Consider the following 15767-nt stretch of genomic DNA (forward strand, 5'->3'; position numbering starts at 1 on the left):
ACACTTTGAATAAAACGATTTTCAGCCAAAAAGACAGCCTGCAACAATTCAAACAGCTGTTAAAGCAAAAAGATGCTGAACTAAGACAAAAATTCAACCCGCACAAATCAGTCGCCAAACTACTTCAAGACAAATCCGATTTCATCGATGAAATCTTGATCTGCTGCTGGCAACATTTTCTCGGCGAACACACCGATCAGCTCTCGCTGTGCGCCGTCGGCGGTTACGGAAGAAGGGAGCTATTCCCCTACTCCGATATCGACCTGGTTGTCTTGCTGGATTCCGAAGACACAACCGCCTACCAGGAAGCATTGTCAAATTTCTTTACCTTTCTATGGGATATCGGCTTAAAACTGGGACAAAGCGTCCGCACTATCAATCAATGCATCGACGCCGCGATAGCCGATCAAACCATCATGACCAGCCTTATGGAAATTCGGCTGATCATCGGCAACGCAAAGCTGCACAAAACACTAAAACAACAAACCACTTCAGACAAAATCTGGCCGTCAGATCAGTTTTTTGCCGCGAAAATGGAAGAACAGCGCCAGCGTTACGCGAAATTTCATGACACCGCCTACAATCTTGAACCCAACGTCAAAGAAGGACCCGGCGGGTTACGCGACAGGCAAGTCATCGCCTGGGTATTTAAGCGCCATTACAACTCATCAACACTCAAGGAGCTGATTAAATACGGCTTTATGCCCGAATCCGAATATCTAGAGCTGGTTGCCGCCCTGGAAGTGCTATGGCGGATTCGTTACGCACTGCATCTTTTAACCAATCGCTGCGAAGATCGGCTTATTTTCGACTATCAGCGCGATCTTGCCAGACAATTCGGCTTCAGCACCGAGCATCAGGAATACAATCAGGACGTCGAACAGTTCATGCAGTTTTACTTTAAAACCGTACTCGGACTTGAGCGCCTCAATGAAATGCTGCTGCAATTGTTTAATGAACGCTTCGTTTCCGGGGAGGCCATTTGCAAAGCCATCCCCCTTAACGACAAATTTGTCGTCATCAACGGCTACCTTGAAGCCGCTGATGACACCCTTTTCGAACGACACCCGCTTGCCTTACTGGAACTCTTTTTAGTCCTGGAACAGAATTCCTCAATTAAAGGCGTCCGGGCAACAACCATACGCCTGATTCGCAAAAACCTGCACTTAATCGACGACGCATTTCGCCACAACAAAGCCGCTAACCGTCTTTTTATAGAAGCCTTTCGCCAACCTTTAGGCATTACCGACCAGCTCAGACGGATGAATCGTTACGGGATTTTAGCCGCCTATATCCCTTGCTTTGCCAATATTGTCGCCCGTATGCAGTATGATTTATTTCATATTTACACGGTAGACGAACACACTCTTTTTGTTATCCGTAACTTACGCCGCTTCGCCTTAGAAAGACATCTGGACGAACTCCCTTTCTGCAATGACATTTTCCAACTGATTGCAAAACCGGAAATACTGTATCTTGCCGGCCTGTTCCACGACATAGCCAAAGGCAGGAACGGCGACCACTCCGCCATTGGCGAAGAAATCGCCAGGGAATTCTGCATTCAGCACGAACTTTCCTCACACGACACCAACCTGATATGCTGGCTGGTGCGCAATCACTTGGTCATGTCGATGACCGCGCAACGAAAAGACATCAGCGACCCGGACATCATTCATCAATTCGCACAAACCGTCGGCAGCATCGAATACCTGAACTACCTGTACCTGCTTACCGTGGCCGATATTCGCGCAACCAACCCCGAACTTTGGAACGCATGGAAAGACGCCCTGCTAAAAGAGCTTTATTCGGCGACCTACAGCACCCTGCACAGAGGCTTGCACAATCCCGTAAAAATAGCGGACCGCCTGCTTGAAAATAAAAAAGAAGCAAAAGACGAACTGATAAAACTCGGTATCTCCGAACCGGTCATCATCAGATCCTGGCAACACGCCAGCGACGATTATTTCTTAAGATATTCAGCGGATGAAATAGCCTGGCATACCATCGCCATAGCCTCATCCAAGGAAGATGAGCTGCCCCTGGTCTTGCTGCGTCCGCAAACCCAACGAGGCAGCGCGGAGGTTTTTGTTTACACAAAAAATGAAGAAGCTATTTTTTCACTCAGCACAGCCACGCTTGATCAACTGGGGCTCACCATTCTTGACGCCAGAATCATGACCACCACTGATGACTATGTACTTAATAGTTTTTTGGTCCTTGAACAATCGGGAGACCCCATCAATGAATTGTTCAGAGAAGTGCATATCTGCACCGCACTTCGCAATAACCTGCTGCATCACGAAGTGAAAAAACACAAAAATATTCACCGCCAATCAAGGCAGGCCAAACATTTCCCCATCCCCACCAGCATTCAATTCCATGCGGACCCTTTAAACAGGCATACGATCATTGAACTCATCACTACGGACCATGCCGGGCTTTTATCAAAAATAGGCCGTGCGTTTGTGCAAAAAAACATTCACCTGCACAGCGCAAAAATAACCACCATCGGCAGCCGGGCTGAAGACATGTTTTACATTACAGACAACCACTCACAACCTATCGCGGACACCGCCAAACAGGAGCAAATACGCGAAGAGATGCTGAAAATGCTGGGTGCAACAAGCTGACACCAACATGTGTTCTGCATAGCCCCCGATTAACTCATCTCGATGCCGGCGCTTCTCTCAATAAATTGAACCAGCCACTCATGATCATGGCTTCCAATATCGGCATAGCGCAACCCGATTTTGCACTGATCGCTAGACATGCGCCGCGAAAAAACCACTTGGCATCGCGCGGCGATTTTGGACGACTGCCCCTCCCCATCAAACAGATTCAGATCAACAAATACAGACACCGGCTTACCGTCACGAACAAAACTCCCACCCGGCGTAATCATATTCCGTTGTCTGATATTACACTCAACACCAAGCCCATCACTGGATACATCTACCGCAACCACCTTAATGCGCACACCGTCTTCGGTAGTGACAATAGCAGAAACCTGTATTGGAACCCGTTGATAAAGCCTTCTTTCCATAACTATCCACACCCACTATCACATCACACAAATTTAAAGATTTTAGTTTAAAAATTTAATTATTCCAGCATCCGATACCGCCGGAAACAATGATCAAATAATCGGTTCACCTCGGGCAAGCTTGGGCAAATTCCCCTCCAAGCCCATCGCACCGCGCATCACTTTATTTTTAGCGGGCAAAATCCGCTCAGCCAAACCCAGTCCCAAGTTGCGTAAAAACTTGACCGGCAACACCCGATTACTAAACACCCGGTAAAAAACATCCATTACCGTCATCATTTTCAAGTTTTCATTGCGGCGCATTTTTTCATAACGCTTTAAAACCGACACATCGCCCAGCTCAAGCCCCTGTTTATTTGCATCAATCAGCACCTCGGCCAATGCCGCCGCATCCAGCAAACCGATATTAACCCCCTGTCCCGCCAACGGATTGATCATATGCGCCGCATCGCCAACCAGAACCACGCCGGGCTTAACATAACTTTGCGCATGCTGGCGTTTCAATGGAAAACTCGCAGCCCCCAGGATGGCATTAACCTGACCCAGGCAATCGGGAAAAGCCGCCGTCAACTCTCGTAGCAAATCTTCGTTGGACAACGCTTTCAACCGACACACTTCATCCGGCGAGTTATACCAAACAATAGAGCCATAATGCCCGGTTAACGGTAAAAACGCCTGCGGACCACTGGGTACAAAACGTTGCCAGGTTATATCCTGTTGCCCGTACTCCGTTTCGATATAAATCACCAAAGCGTGCTGCTTGTAATCCCAACTGGTTACGCCCAAACCCACTGCCTGCCTGACCCTGGATTGACCGCCGTCTGCCGCAACCAGCACTTTTGCCGACAAAATCCTGCCGTCATTCAACTCCACTTCGGTCGATTTTCCAGCCGAATAATTGATTTTATTAATTGCAGCCGGACACATCAGCTCGACATTATCAAAATCCTGCAAACGCTCCAATAACGCCAGTTGAGTCACCCTATTTTCAACGATATAACCCAGTTCGGGATAATTAATATCATCACTGCAAAACTCGGTATCCCCCGCCGTTTCCCACACCCGCATCCGACGGAACGGGCAAAGCCTGCGATTGGCGACGCCACGCCAAGCGCCGACGGTTTCGAGTATGTTTTTTGACGCAATACTGAGTGCGGAAACCCTTAAATCATGCGGCTGATCGGCAGCAAAAGCCTGTGGCGGAGCGCTCTCTATCACTGCGACACGCAATGGGCTCCCGCCGAGCCCGCAAGCAACGGCAGCGCCAACCATACCCCCGCCCACCACTACAACATCAAAATTTTCTTTCATAATCAACCAAATCATATTAAGGTGAATTCACTCGGACTATTGCAATACCCTAAAAAGCACAGTTCGCTTGCAAAAATCGAAGAGATATTCAATGGAAACAATCAGCCATCAAAACCAAAGCGGAAAGATACCACATCTATCATAAGCAACATGACAAAAACCACAACCAACTTTGCTACTATGAACCACATATCAACTAATTACAGGCGTACACAACAAAAGACTGCGTGACAGAATCGCCTGCAATCCGTATAATTACTTGGTTTTGCCGTATCGCCGCCTCTGATATACGCATCAGAACGAGCGCGGAACGAGGGTTCTTGAATTACAGATTAGCAACCCTTTTGTAATATTTTTTAGAGGTAACAATGAGTCAAAGTACGCTACCCGCCAGACAGGGTTTATATGATCCGCGCCACGAACATGATGCATGCGGCGTGGGTTTCATCGTTCATATAAAGGGTCAAAAAAGCCATGAAATCGTACGTCAGGGTTTAGAACTGCTTAAAAACCTGACCCACCGTGGCGCGGTCGGTGCTGACATATATGCAGGCGACGGCGCCGGCATTTTGATTCAAATGCCCGATGCTTTCTTGCGCGCAGAATGCGGCAAATTAGACATATCCCTCCCGACCGCAGGCGATTATGCCGCCGGCATGGTGTTTTTGCCGCGTGACGCAGCCAATCGAGCGACTTGCGAAAAATTATTAACCGACATTATTGCGCGGGAAAAAGCCGTACTGTTGGGTTGGCGCGATGTACCTGTCGATAACCGCACACTGGGCGAGTCGGTCAAACTGGTCGAGCCGTTTATCCGGCAGATTTTTATTGGCCGTGGCGAAGATTGCGCAGACCAGGATGCGTTCGAGCGCAAGCTGTTTGTAATCCGCAAGCAAGTCGAAAATGCCGTCCGTGATTTAAAGCTGGATGGTGGTCATGCGTTTTATATCCCATCCTTATCCTCACGCACCATCGTATACAAAGGCATGCTGCTGGCAGACCAGGTCGGATCATTCTACGCCGACTTAAGCGATGAAAGCATGGTCAGCGCCCTGGCATTGGTTCATCAGCGCTTTTCAACCAACACTTTCCCAACCTGGGATCTAGCGCATCCTTTCCGCCTGATCGCCCATAACGGCGAAATCAACACTTTGCGCGGCAATGTTAACGGCATGGCGGCGCGTCGCCATTCTATTGCGTCCAAAGTATTGGGCGACGACATGCACAAACTGTGGCCTTTAATCGACGAAGCACAATCGGATTCAGCCTGCTTCGACAATGCGCTTGAATTATTAGTCGCAGGCGGCTATTCAATGGCCCACGCGATGATGCTGCTAATTCCCGAAGCCTGGGCCGGCAACGTCCTGATGGATGAAAAACTGCGCGCGTTTTACGAATATAACGCCGCCCTGATGGAGCCTTGGGACGGCCCCGCCGCCATCGCTTTTACCGACGGCCGCCAAATCGGCGCGACCTTGGATCGCAACGGCTTGCGCCCTGCCCGCTATCTGGTCACCGATGACGATTTCGTCATTATGGCGTCGGAAATGGGCGTATTGGAAGTTCCCCAACACAAAATCATCAAAAAATGGCGTTTGCAACCGGGCAAAATGCTGCTGATTGACACCGAGCAGGGTCGCATCATTGATGACGCGGAATTGAAAGCCAATTTGGCATCGCTCCACCCTTACGCTGAATGGCTGACCAAAACACAAATCCTGCTCGCCGAACTGCCGCCCGAAGTTTCAGCCATGGCACCGGACGCGCATACCCTTTTGGATCGGCAACAAGCATTCGGTTATACCCGCGAAGACATCGAGTTCATCCTGAAACCGATTGCGCAAACCGGCCAGGAGCCGATCAGCTCAATGGGCATCGACGCCGCGCTGGCGGTGTTATCGCAACGTTCGCGCATGCTGTACGATTATTTCAAGCAAGGCTTTGCCCAAGTCACCAATCCGGCCATAGACCCGATCCGCGAAGAATTGGTCATGTCACTGGTTTCACTGATCGGCCCGCGCCCCAATTTATTGGGCCTGGACGAAGGCGGCACTCACATGCGCCTGGAAGTGGAACAGCCTATTTTGTCCAATCAGGATCTGGAAAAAATTCGCCGTATCGAAACACGCACCGGCGGCGCATTCAAAACCAAAACCCTGACGCTTTGCTATCCTTCCGACTTGGGTGCCGGCGGCATGGAAGCGGCGATAGACAAGCTATGTCTTGCTGCGAAACAGGCGGTTGAAGAAGGCAATAACATCCTGGCGCTGTCCGACCGCGATCTGGATATTGCGCACATCGCGATACCCGCCCTGCTCGCAACATCGGCCGTACATCACTACCTGACTCGCGAAGGTTTGCGTACCAAAGTCGGCCTGGTTGTCGAAACCGGCGAAGCGCGCGAAGTCCATCATTTTGCGCTGCTGGCGGCTTACGGCGCGGAAGCGGTCAACCCTTACCTGGCGTTCGACACGATTTCAGGGCTATGCCAAGAGATCAGCGACCTCAGCGAATATGAAGCGCACAAGCGTTACATCAAGGCGATCTCCAAAGGCCTGCTTAAAGTCATGTCCAAAATGGGCATTTCGACGTACCAGTCTTATTGCGGCGCGCAAATATTTAATGCAATCGGTTTGTCGGAACCTTTCCTGGATCGTTACTTCACAGGCACAACCAGCACCGTTGAAGGCGCCGGTTTAGCTGAAATCAGCGAAGAAACCACTCGCCGTCACCGTATTGCGTTCAGCAATGCGCCGTTATACCGCGACGCGTTGGATATTGGCGGAGAATACGCATACCGGGTACGCGGCGAAGCGCATACCTGGACGCCTGCGACCATCAGCACCTTGCAACACGCAACACGCAGCAACAGCTATGAAAAATATGCCGAATTCTGCCGCCTGATTGATGAGCAAAACGAAGCCTTGTTGACCTTGCGCGGCTTAATGTCGTTCAAGGAAAGTGCTACACCGGTGCCGTTGGACGAAGTGGAACCTGCTGCGGAAATCGTCAAACGTTTCGCAACCGGCGCAATGTCGTTCGGTTCAATCTCCTACGAAGCACATACCAACCTGGCTATTGCGATGAACCGCATCGGCGGCAAATCCAATACCGGCGAAGGCGGCGAGCTTCCAGAACGATTCCAGACTCTGCCCAACGGCGATTCAATGCGCTCGGCAATCAAACAAGTCGCTTCCGGCCGTTTCGGCGTGACTACAGAATACCTGGTTAACGCCGACGACATTCAAATCAAGATCAGCCAAGGTGCAAAACCCGGCGAAGGCGGACAGCTGCCCGGCCATAAAGTCGATGCGGTTATCGCCAGAGTGCGTCATTCGACACGCGGTGTAGGCTTGATTTCGCCGCCGCCGCACCATGACATTTATTCGATTGAGGATTTGGCCCAGCTGATCCATGACCTGAAAAACGTCAACCCCGAAGCCCGGATCAGCGTCAAGCTGGTATCCGAGCACGGTGTCGGTACTGTGGCAGCGGGCGTTTCCAAAGCCCATGCCGATCATGTGACCATTTCCGGCTATGACGGCGGCACCGGCGCCAGCCCGATGACTTCGATCAAACACGCCGGTTTGCCGTGGGAAATCGGCCTTGCCGAAACCCATCAAACATTGGTATTGAACAAACTGCGCGGACGTATCGCCGTCCAAGTCGACGGCGGCCTACGCACCGGACGCGATGTCGTCATAGGCGCATTATTAGGCGCGGACGAATTCGGCTTCGCCACGGCGCCGTTGATCGTGTCGGGTTGTTTGATGATGCGCAAATGCCATTTGAACACCTGCCCGGTCGGCGTAGCGACGCAAGACCCCGAACTGCGCAAACGCTTTACCGGACAACCCGAGCATGTGGTCAATTACTTCTTCATGGTCGCGGAAGATGTGCGTCAATGGATGGCGAAACTCGGCTTCCGCAACATCAATGAAATGATCGGACGCTCGGACTTACTGGACATGCAGCGTTCGCTGAACCATTGGAAAACCCAGGGGCTGGATTTCAGCCGGGTTTTCTACAGACCCGAAGTTGACGGTGCAACGGCTATTTATAACCACGAAAGCCAAGATCACGGCCTGGAACAAGCACTGGATCACACCTTGATTGCAGCGGCCAAACCTGCGCTGGAAAACGCGCAACCGGTGGTTATCAATACGCCGATCCACAATATTAACCGTACTTTCGGAGCGATGTTATCCGGTGAAGTGGCCAAACGTTATGGCCATAAAGGCTTGCCTGACGACACCATTGCGATTCACGTCAAAGGCACCGCAGGCCAAAGTTTCGGCGCGTTTTTGGCGCAAGGCATCAGCATCGATCTTGAAGGCGAAGGCAACGACTATGTAGGCAAAGGCATGAGCGGCGGGCGTATCGCCATACGCCAACCTAAGGACTGCCCGATTACGCCGGCGGAAAACATTATCGTCGGCAACACCGTGTTGTACGGCGCGATCAGCGGCGAATGCTATTTCAGCGGCGTTGCCGGCGAGCGTTTTGCGGTGCGCAATTCGGGCGCCATGGCGGTTGTAGAGGGCGTCGGCGATCATGGCTGCGAATACATGACCGGCGGCGTAGTGGTCGTACTCGGACAAACCGGCCGCAATTTTGCGGCGGGCATGTCCGGTGGCGTGGCTTATGTGCTGGATGAAGACCGCAGCTTCGAAAAGCGTTGCAATCTGGCGATGGTTGAACTCGAACCAATCCCGGAGGAAGACGACACGCTGGAAGCTATCGCACATCAGGGCGGCGACATGGAAACACATGGACGCGTCAACATTATGTCCGATATGACCCGGCATGATGCGCAGCGTTTAAAGCATTTGATTGAAAACCATAAGCGTTATACCGACAGTGCAAGAGCTCAGCACATCTTGGATAACTGGCAAGATTACTTGCCTCGCTTTGTTAAAGTCATGCCGGTCGATTACCGAGAAGCGCTCAAACAAATTCAGGCGGAACAAGCTACCGCGGCGGCATAATCGTTACGACACTATTGGCGCTACCAACTTAACGCAAAAACAACTCAAGGCTTAACCGCTTGCCCTAAACCTGTCTAAGGGCGAACGGTTAAACCGTTCATGGTTCGACAAGCCCCTCCTGAGCGCAGTCGAAGATCTCGCCACGAACGGCTTAACCTTAAACGTATCATGTTAAGTTAGTAGCCACACTATTTAAGTAGAAGGTATTAAAGATGGGTAAACCAACCGGGTTTATGGAACTACCACGCACAGAGCGGCATTACGCCTCTCCTAGTGATCGTATCCAGCATTATCATGAATTTACGCTATCCCCCAGCGATTCCGAAGTCGCTGAACAGGGCTCAAGATGCATGGATTGCGGCATCCCTTTTTGCCATAACGGCTGCCCTGTCAATAACATCATCCCGGATTGGAATGACGGTGTTTATCGAGGCGATTGGCAGCAGGCGCTGGATATTTTACACAGCACCAACAATTTCCCCGAGTTTACCGGACGCATTTGTCCTGCGCCCTGCGAAGCGGCCTGCACACTCAATCTGCAAGATCAGCCGGTGACCATTAAATCGATAGAATGCGCGATTATCGACAAAGGCTGGGAAATGGGCTGGGTAAAACCGCAAATCCCGGAACTTCGCACCGGCAAGCGCGTTGCGGTAATAGGTTCGGGGCCTTCAGGATTGGCCTGCGCCCAGCAGCTGGCGCGCGCCGGGCACGAAGTCACGGTCTATGAGAAGAATGACCGTATCGGCGGCCTGTTACGCTACGGCATTCCCGACTTCAAGATGGAAAAGCACTTGATTGACCGGCGCATTGCGCAAATGCAGGCGGAAGGCGTCAGCTTCAGGCCCAACAGCCATATCGGCAAAGACATTTCCGCGCAAAAACTGCTCGCCGAATACGATGCCGTGGTTTTAGCGGTAGGTTCTGAAAAGCCGCGCGACCTGGAAGTTCCCGGACGTAACGACTATAAAGGCGTTTATTATGCGATGGACTTTTTGCGCCAGCAAAACAAGCGCAACGCGGGCGACGCCATAGCCGAAGAGGATGCGATTACCGCGACCGACAAACATGTCGTCGTGATCGGCGGCGGCGATACCGGTTCCGATTGCATAGGCACGTCAATCCGCCAAGGCGCAGCATCCGTGGTGCAACTCGAAATCCTGCCGCAACCGCCTGAAAAAGAGAACAAATTGCTGACTTGGCCGCTGTGGCCCAACAAGTTGCGCACCACGTCTTCGCACGATGAAGGCATCAAAAAGCGTTACTTTAGCGTCAACACCCAAAGCGTTACCGGCAAAGACGGCAAAATAACCCACTTGAACGCGGTTGAAGTGGAATGGAAGCAAGAAGGCGGACAATGGAAAATGAGCGAGAAGCCGGATAGCGCATTCACGCTGGAAGCGAACATCGTGTTTTTAGCGATGGGCTTTGTTCACCCGGTACACGAAGGCTTGCTAAAAGAGCTGGGCGTTGAACTTGAGCGCAATAACATCAAAGCCACCGATAAACAATACCGTACTTCGGTCGACAAAGTGTTTGCCGCCGGAGATGGACGGCGCGGTCAATCGCTGGTGGTCTGGGCGATACGCGAAGGCAGGCAAGCCGCCCGAGCGGTCGATGAGTTCCTGATGGGCACATCGGAACTGCCGAGATAATGCTGTTAGGGCGGCTTTAGCCGCCCTTTGAACACAAAACTGTGCGCATTCTTAGATCGAAGATGCGCACAAGCATATCCTCCTCAAGATAAAAACGTTCTAAAGCGCTTTTGATTTCCTCTTTCCGCACCGTTTACATTGATAAACAGTGATCAACTTACCCTGTTTCACATCAAACTGCTTTTCGTTTAAGACTTCCCATTTATGAAAGCCGCTGCTGCATAGGGTATTGCCCTTATGCAGCTGAGATGGTTTGGGTCGTTTAAATGGAACCACGTCGCCCATGATTTTCCTCCAAGCGGAATAAACAAGCTTCCACAAGAAACCAGTGGCATGCAATCGGTTTTAATGCCAATAACAGACAAGCAAAGCGCAGTCCCAAATGAATGCACTTAATGCCTGACCCAAGACATCACTTTTTAACGATGGTATTCCACGCCGTAAGCCAGGCTTGCGATTGGTAGAAATCGGCTTTCTTATCAAAAAAGCCGGTCAACACCAGTTTCAAAATGTTCTCAATAATACCGAAGAACTGGGCATAACCTAGCTGCGGGGTGATATTGCGCAGTTCTCCCGCCTTGATGCCTGCCTCGATGATCCTGATGATTTTTATAAAGGCGGCGGCTTCGTGCAACGGCTTCGCTTCCGGTAAAAATTCATCGGTTTTTACAATCAACAGAAACCGCATCACATCCGGCGCTTCGTCGGTTAACCTGAATAATAAGTCGACTATGCTTCGCAATTGCTCGGATGGCTTTTCATTCTTGCGCCTTATGTCATCGATAGAGATGTTTAAACTGTCGAGAATATTTGCCCGTAACTGCGCGGCAATTATTTGTTTGCTCTTGAAGTGCCGATAGATTGTGCCGACATCTTCTAGGCCGGCCGCCTCTTTAATATCGATTAGCGATGTATTGAAATAACCTTTTCCGGCAAACAATTGCAATGCCGCCAGCAATATTTCATCCTGCACTTCAGATTTTGTCTGAATGTCTTCTATTTCCTGATCCATGTTCTTCTTTAACAGCTGATTCAATGCGCTGTATTGTGTGTTAGTGAAAATCCGAACGGTCTATAAGACATAGACCCAATTTTATTTTGCGGACAACACCGCCAGTGCCGCCCTTAAGTAATTAACCATCGACCATAAGGTCAAGATGGCTGCGACATACAATAAACCGTAGCCGCAATAATTAACCGGCAAACCCAGAATATCATCGCGATATAGCAGCATGCCGATCGCCAGCATTTGCGCGGTGGTTTTCCATTTGCCCAATTGAGAGACCTTGACCTTCGCCCGTTGGCCGATCTCCGCCATCCATTCCCGTAACGATGCAATCGTTATTTCCCTGCCGATAATAACCGCGGCAGGAACAGCCAGATAAGGACTACCTTGTTGCTGAACGATCAACACCAAAACCATAGCCACCATCAATTTATCCGCAACCGGATCAAGGAAAGCCCCAAAAGGGGTTTCCAGACTCATTTTTCTGGCAAGATAACCGTCCAACCAATCGGTAAAACCCGCAATAATAAAAATCAGCGTACAGGCGAGATTTGAATATTCCCAAGGCAGGTAGAAAACCACTGTTATCAGCGGGATTAACCCGATCCTTAACAGCGTCAGATTTGTCGGTAAGTTAAATTCAATGGTCATCTTGATGATGAAATAGTTCGTAAATCCGTTGCGCCAACTGACGGCTTATGCCATCCACACTGCAAAGTGCATCCACTCCAGCCTGTGAAATACCTTGCAGCCCCCCAAATTGTTTCAATAAAATCTGCCGCCGTTTAGGCCCCAATCCCGGAATCGCTTCCATAGCCGACTGTTTTTTGGCCTTGCCCCGGCGCTGCCTGTGTCCTGTTATCGCAAACCGGTGCGCTTCATCGCGGATATGCTGGATCAACAACAAACCGCTGGCTCCGGGCTTTATATCTATCGGCTGATCCTGGTCCACCAGTATCAGCTTTTCCATACCGGGTTTTCGATCCGGCCCTTTGGAAACGCCCACTATCATAACATTGTTTATGTCTAATTCCGCCAGCGCCTTTTGCGCTTCATGCACCTGGCCTTTACCGCCGTCTATCAGCAATATATCCGGCGCGGTATGTTCGCCCTGTTTCAGCCGCTTAAAACGCCTGAACACCGCCTGATGGATCGCCGCATAATCGTCGCCGCCGGTGATGCCTTCGATATTAAACCGGCGGTAAGCCGATTTTACCGGCCCTTCCCGGTCGAAAACAACGCAGGATGCAACGGTTTGATCGCCCTGGGTATGACTGATGTCAAAGCATTCCAGACGTTTCGGCAGCTCCTTGCAACCCAATTCTTCCTGCAAACTGAGAAAGCGGGCATAAAGCCCCTGTTTATCGGACAACTTGCTCAACAGCGAATTTTCGGCGTTGGTGCCGGCCATTTGCAGCCATTTCAAGCGCTCGCCCCTGACGTTGTGGGCAATAGCCACCGCATGCTTTGCTTGGGCCGCCAGCACTTCCATCAACAACTCGGCTTCTTCCGGCTGGTGGCTGACGATCAATTCATGAGGCGCCTGTTTATCCAGGTAGTATTGCGGAATAAACGCCTGGACGATAGCCGCCGGATCGTGCTCGTCGGTTATCTTGGGAAAAAATACCTTGTTACCCAAATGCTGGCCGTTACGGATAAAAAACACCTGCACGCAGGCCACACCGGCCTTGGTCGCGCAGGCGATAATATCGACATCGCCGCGCTCGCCGTGAACAAAGTGCTTTTCCAGCACCGAGCGCAATTTCAAGATTTGATCCCTGAAACCTGCGGCCTGCTCATATTCAAGATTAGCCGCCGCCTGTTCCATCTTGGCAATCAACCGGTCGATCAGCAGGCCGCCCTTGCCTTCCAGAAACAACACCGTGCTGTCGACATCCTGAGCATAGGCGGCCTTGTCGATCAGGCCGACGCACGGCGCAGTGCAGCGCTCTATCTGGTGCTGCAAACAGGGCCGGGAACGGTTGTTGTAAATGGAATCATCGCACTGCCTGATCGGAAAAATCCGTTGCAGCAGCTTGAGACTTTCCCTGATCGCACCGATGCCCGGATAAGGGCCGAAATACTTGCCCTTACGTTTTTTTGCGCCGCGATGCAGCGTGATCTGGGGGAAATCATGTTCGCTGGACAGAAAGATATAGGGATAGGATTTATCATCCCTCAAGCAGATATTGTAGCGGGGCTTGTGTCGCTTGATCTGCTGGCATTCCAGCAACAGCGCCTCGCCCTCGGTATGCGTGACCGTGACTTCAATATTCGCAATCTTGGCGACCATCGCCTGCTGCTTGGCCCCGGCGGTTTGCTTTTTAAAATAACTGGAAACGCGGTTTTTAAGATTCTTGGCCTTACCGATATAAATAATCTCGGCCCGATCATTCAGCATCTTGTAAATGCCGGGGCGGGTGGTCAGGTTTTTTAAAAACGCTTTAACATCAAAACCATTTTCTGCTAACTCGGGGCTCACACTTTATCCTGTAACATACGGCGCACTACGATGAATCTATCGCGCAAGCATTTTACCAGCAACGAGGCGCGTTATCTGCCTGCATTTATTCTGCATCTTGCGAATAACGCTCTAAAACTTCGGCATCTATAGTCATTCCGCGCAATCCGGTTTTAACCGATTGCCCCGCCGCAGCTGCTGCCCTGTCCTGCCGTGCAGCCATAACAATGTTGCAAGGTGGCAATGATTTTGCCGGTTAATACTGGCACCTGAACCAAATGCAGATTTTGCTTGCCGCCCAGGGGCAATTGCAGCATTTGGTTAAAGTCGCAATCGTAGACAAAGCCTTGCCAATCGACGCTCAAAGTATTCTTGCACATAAGCTTGCCCAAGTTTGGCGCATGGAAGTTAGCCTTTAGCAACTGCATATACTGATCAAACCGGCCGGTACTGAGCAGGACGGCGCCGAACCGTTGTATCGGTAAATTGGTCATCGCAAACAGATGATTGAACGCGACAGCGTAATGCTCGTGCAAATGCCGCTTATAAGCGCTCTCCAACGTCTGCTGTTCGGGCGGCAAGGTGCGCTTTGCGGATTATAAACCAGGTTTAATTCAAGCCCGGTATCGGCTTTTCCGTAACCCAGCTTGTTCAACAATTGCAAAGCCTTGATGCTGGCATTAAACGTCCCTTTGCCGCGCTGCTTATCGACGTTCTCTTTAAAATAACACGGCAACGACGCAACGATTTCAACCTTGTTTTCCGCCAGAAATCCGGCCATGTCCTCAAAACCGTTTTCCAGCAGAACAACCAGATTGCAACGGTCGATAATCTTTAAGCATCGGTCCCGCGCCTGGGTCACCAGATAACGAAAATGCGGATTCATTTCCGGCGCTCCGCCGGTTAAGTCGAGCGTATGAAGCGCATGCTTATCGATAAAAGCCAAAACCTGATCAACGGTAGCTTTATCCATTGACTCGGTGCGTTTAGGCCCGGCATTGACATGACAATGGGTGCAGCTCAAATTACATAAATAGCCCAAGTTAACTTGCAGAATTTCCAGTTTGTTGCGCGTAATGGCAGGAAAATCGGAGTTTTTTAAATAGGGTAGCGAATCGATCATACTGAAATCCTGTAAGAGATTTTCACCACGAAGACACGAAGTTTTTTTATTTTGTAACTATTCGCTTGTTATTAGGACACTCAAAAATAGTCGCTTTAAGCGACGCGAATCCGGCAAATTATGTGGATGTGCGTTGCTTGTCCTGCCCGAAGGAATACTGAAATAAGTGTTATATTTTTC

Annotated in this window: 10 protein-coding genes; 3 read left to right on the top strand and 7 right to left on the bottom strand. The window is 50.6% G+C overall.

The annotated features are described in order from the left end of the window. The first annotated feature begins 5 nt into the window (after positions 1 to 5). Complete coding sequence (glnD, locus tag B0F88_RS13100) at positions 6 to 2630, top strand: [protein-PII] uridylyltransferase (protein ID WP_374953582.1); 2625 nt, start codon at positions 6 to 8, stop codon at positions 2628 to 2630. A 29-nt stretch (positions 2631 to 2659) separates the two neighbouring features. On the opposite strand, the gene B0F88_RS13105 is transcribed toward glnD, so the two are convergent. Together B0F88_RS13105 and B0F88_RS13110 are read right to left on the bottom strand one after the other, a co-directional pair. After that, a complete protein-coding gene (locus B0F88_RS13105) occupies positions 2660 to 3043 on the bottom strand; it encodes a PilZ domain-containing protein (RefSeq protein ID WP_104424373.1) in 384 nt (127 codons plus the stop codon). 93 nt (positions 3044 to 3136) lie between these two features. Further along, a complete protein-coding gene (locus B0F88_RS13110; protein WP_104424430.1) occupies positions 3137 to 4354 on the bottom strand; it encodes a UbiH/UbiF/VisC/COQ6 family ubiquinone biosynthesis hydroxylase in 1218 nt (405 codons plus the stop codon). Positions 4355 to 4722: 368 nt separating this feature from the next. Here B0F88_RS13110 and gltB point away from each other — a divergent pair, with 368 nt between their 5' ends. Both gltB and B0F88_RS13120 read left to right on the top strand, forming a co-directional pair. Beyond that, positions 4723 to 9342 (top strand): glutamate synthase large subunit, encoded by a 4620-nt coding sequence (gene gltB, locus B0F88_RS13115; RefSeq protein WP_104424374.1) that lies wholly within the window; start codon positions 4723 to 4725, stop codon positions 9340 to 9342. A gap of 212 nt (positions 9343 to 9554) precedes the next feature. Beyond that, on the top strand, positions 9555 to 10997 hold the full coding sequence (locus tag B0F88_RS13120; protein ID WP_104424375.1) for a glutamate synthase subunit beta: 1443 nt from the start codon (positions 9555 to 9557) through the stop codon (positions 10995 to 10997). 412 nt (positions 10998 to 11409) lie between these two features. On the opposite strand, the gene B0F88_RS13130 is transcribed toward B0F88_RS13120, so the two are convergent. From B0F88_RS13130 to B0F88_RS13145, 5 genes are all read right to left on the bottom strand, one after another. Beyond that, a complete protein-coding gene (locus B0F88_RS13130; RefSeq protein WP_104424377.1) occupies positions 11410 to 12009 on the bottom strand; it encodes a TetR/AcrR family transcriptional regulator in 600 nt (199 codons plus the stop codon). Positions 12010 to 12090: 81 nt separating this feature from the next. Next, entirely contained in the window at positions 12091 to 12654 is a 564-nt protein-coding gene (gene pgsA, locus B0F88_RS13135) for a CDP-diacylglycerol--glycerol-3-phosphate 3-phosphatidyltransferase (protein ID WP_104424378.1), read from the bottom strand. Further along, on the bottom strand, positions 12644 to 14485 hold the full coding sequence (uvrC, locus tag B0F88_RS13140) for an excinuclease ABC subunit UvrC (RefSeq protein ID WP_104424379.1): 1842 nt from the start codon (positions 14483 to 14485) through the stop codon (positions 12644 to 12646). Before uvrC ends, pgsA begins: the two co-directional genes overlap by 11 nt. A gap of 152 nt (positions 14486 to 14637) precedes the next feature. Continuing rightward, positions 14638 to 15045 carry a DUF3641 domain-containing protein gene (locus B0F88_RS19930; RefSeq protein WP_374953583.1) on the bottom strand — a complete coding sequence of 136 codons (408 nt, stop codon included), beginning with the start codon at positions 15043 to 15045 and terminating at the stop codon, positions 14638 to 14640. Continuing rightward, the gene (locus B0F88_RS13145; RefSeq protein WP_374953585.1) at positions 14955 to 15587 is read right to left on the bottom strand and encodes a radical SAM protein; all 633 of its coding nucleotides are present in this window, start codon (positions 15585 to 15587) and stop codon (positions 14955 to 14957) included. The genes B0F88_RS19930 and B0F88_RS13145 overlap by 91 nt, the downstream gene beginning before the upstream one ends. Between the last annotated feature and the right edge of the window lie 180 nt (positions 15588 to 15767).

Origin of the sequence: Methylobacter tundripaludum, from assembly GCF_002934365.1 — a bacterium.
GTDB classification, from domain to species: domain Bacteria; phylum Pseudomonadota; class Gammaproteobacteria; order Methylococcales; family Methylomonadaceae; genus Methylobacter_A; species Methylobacter_A tundripaludum_A.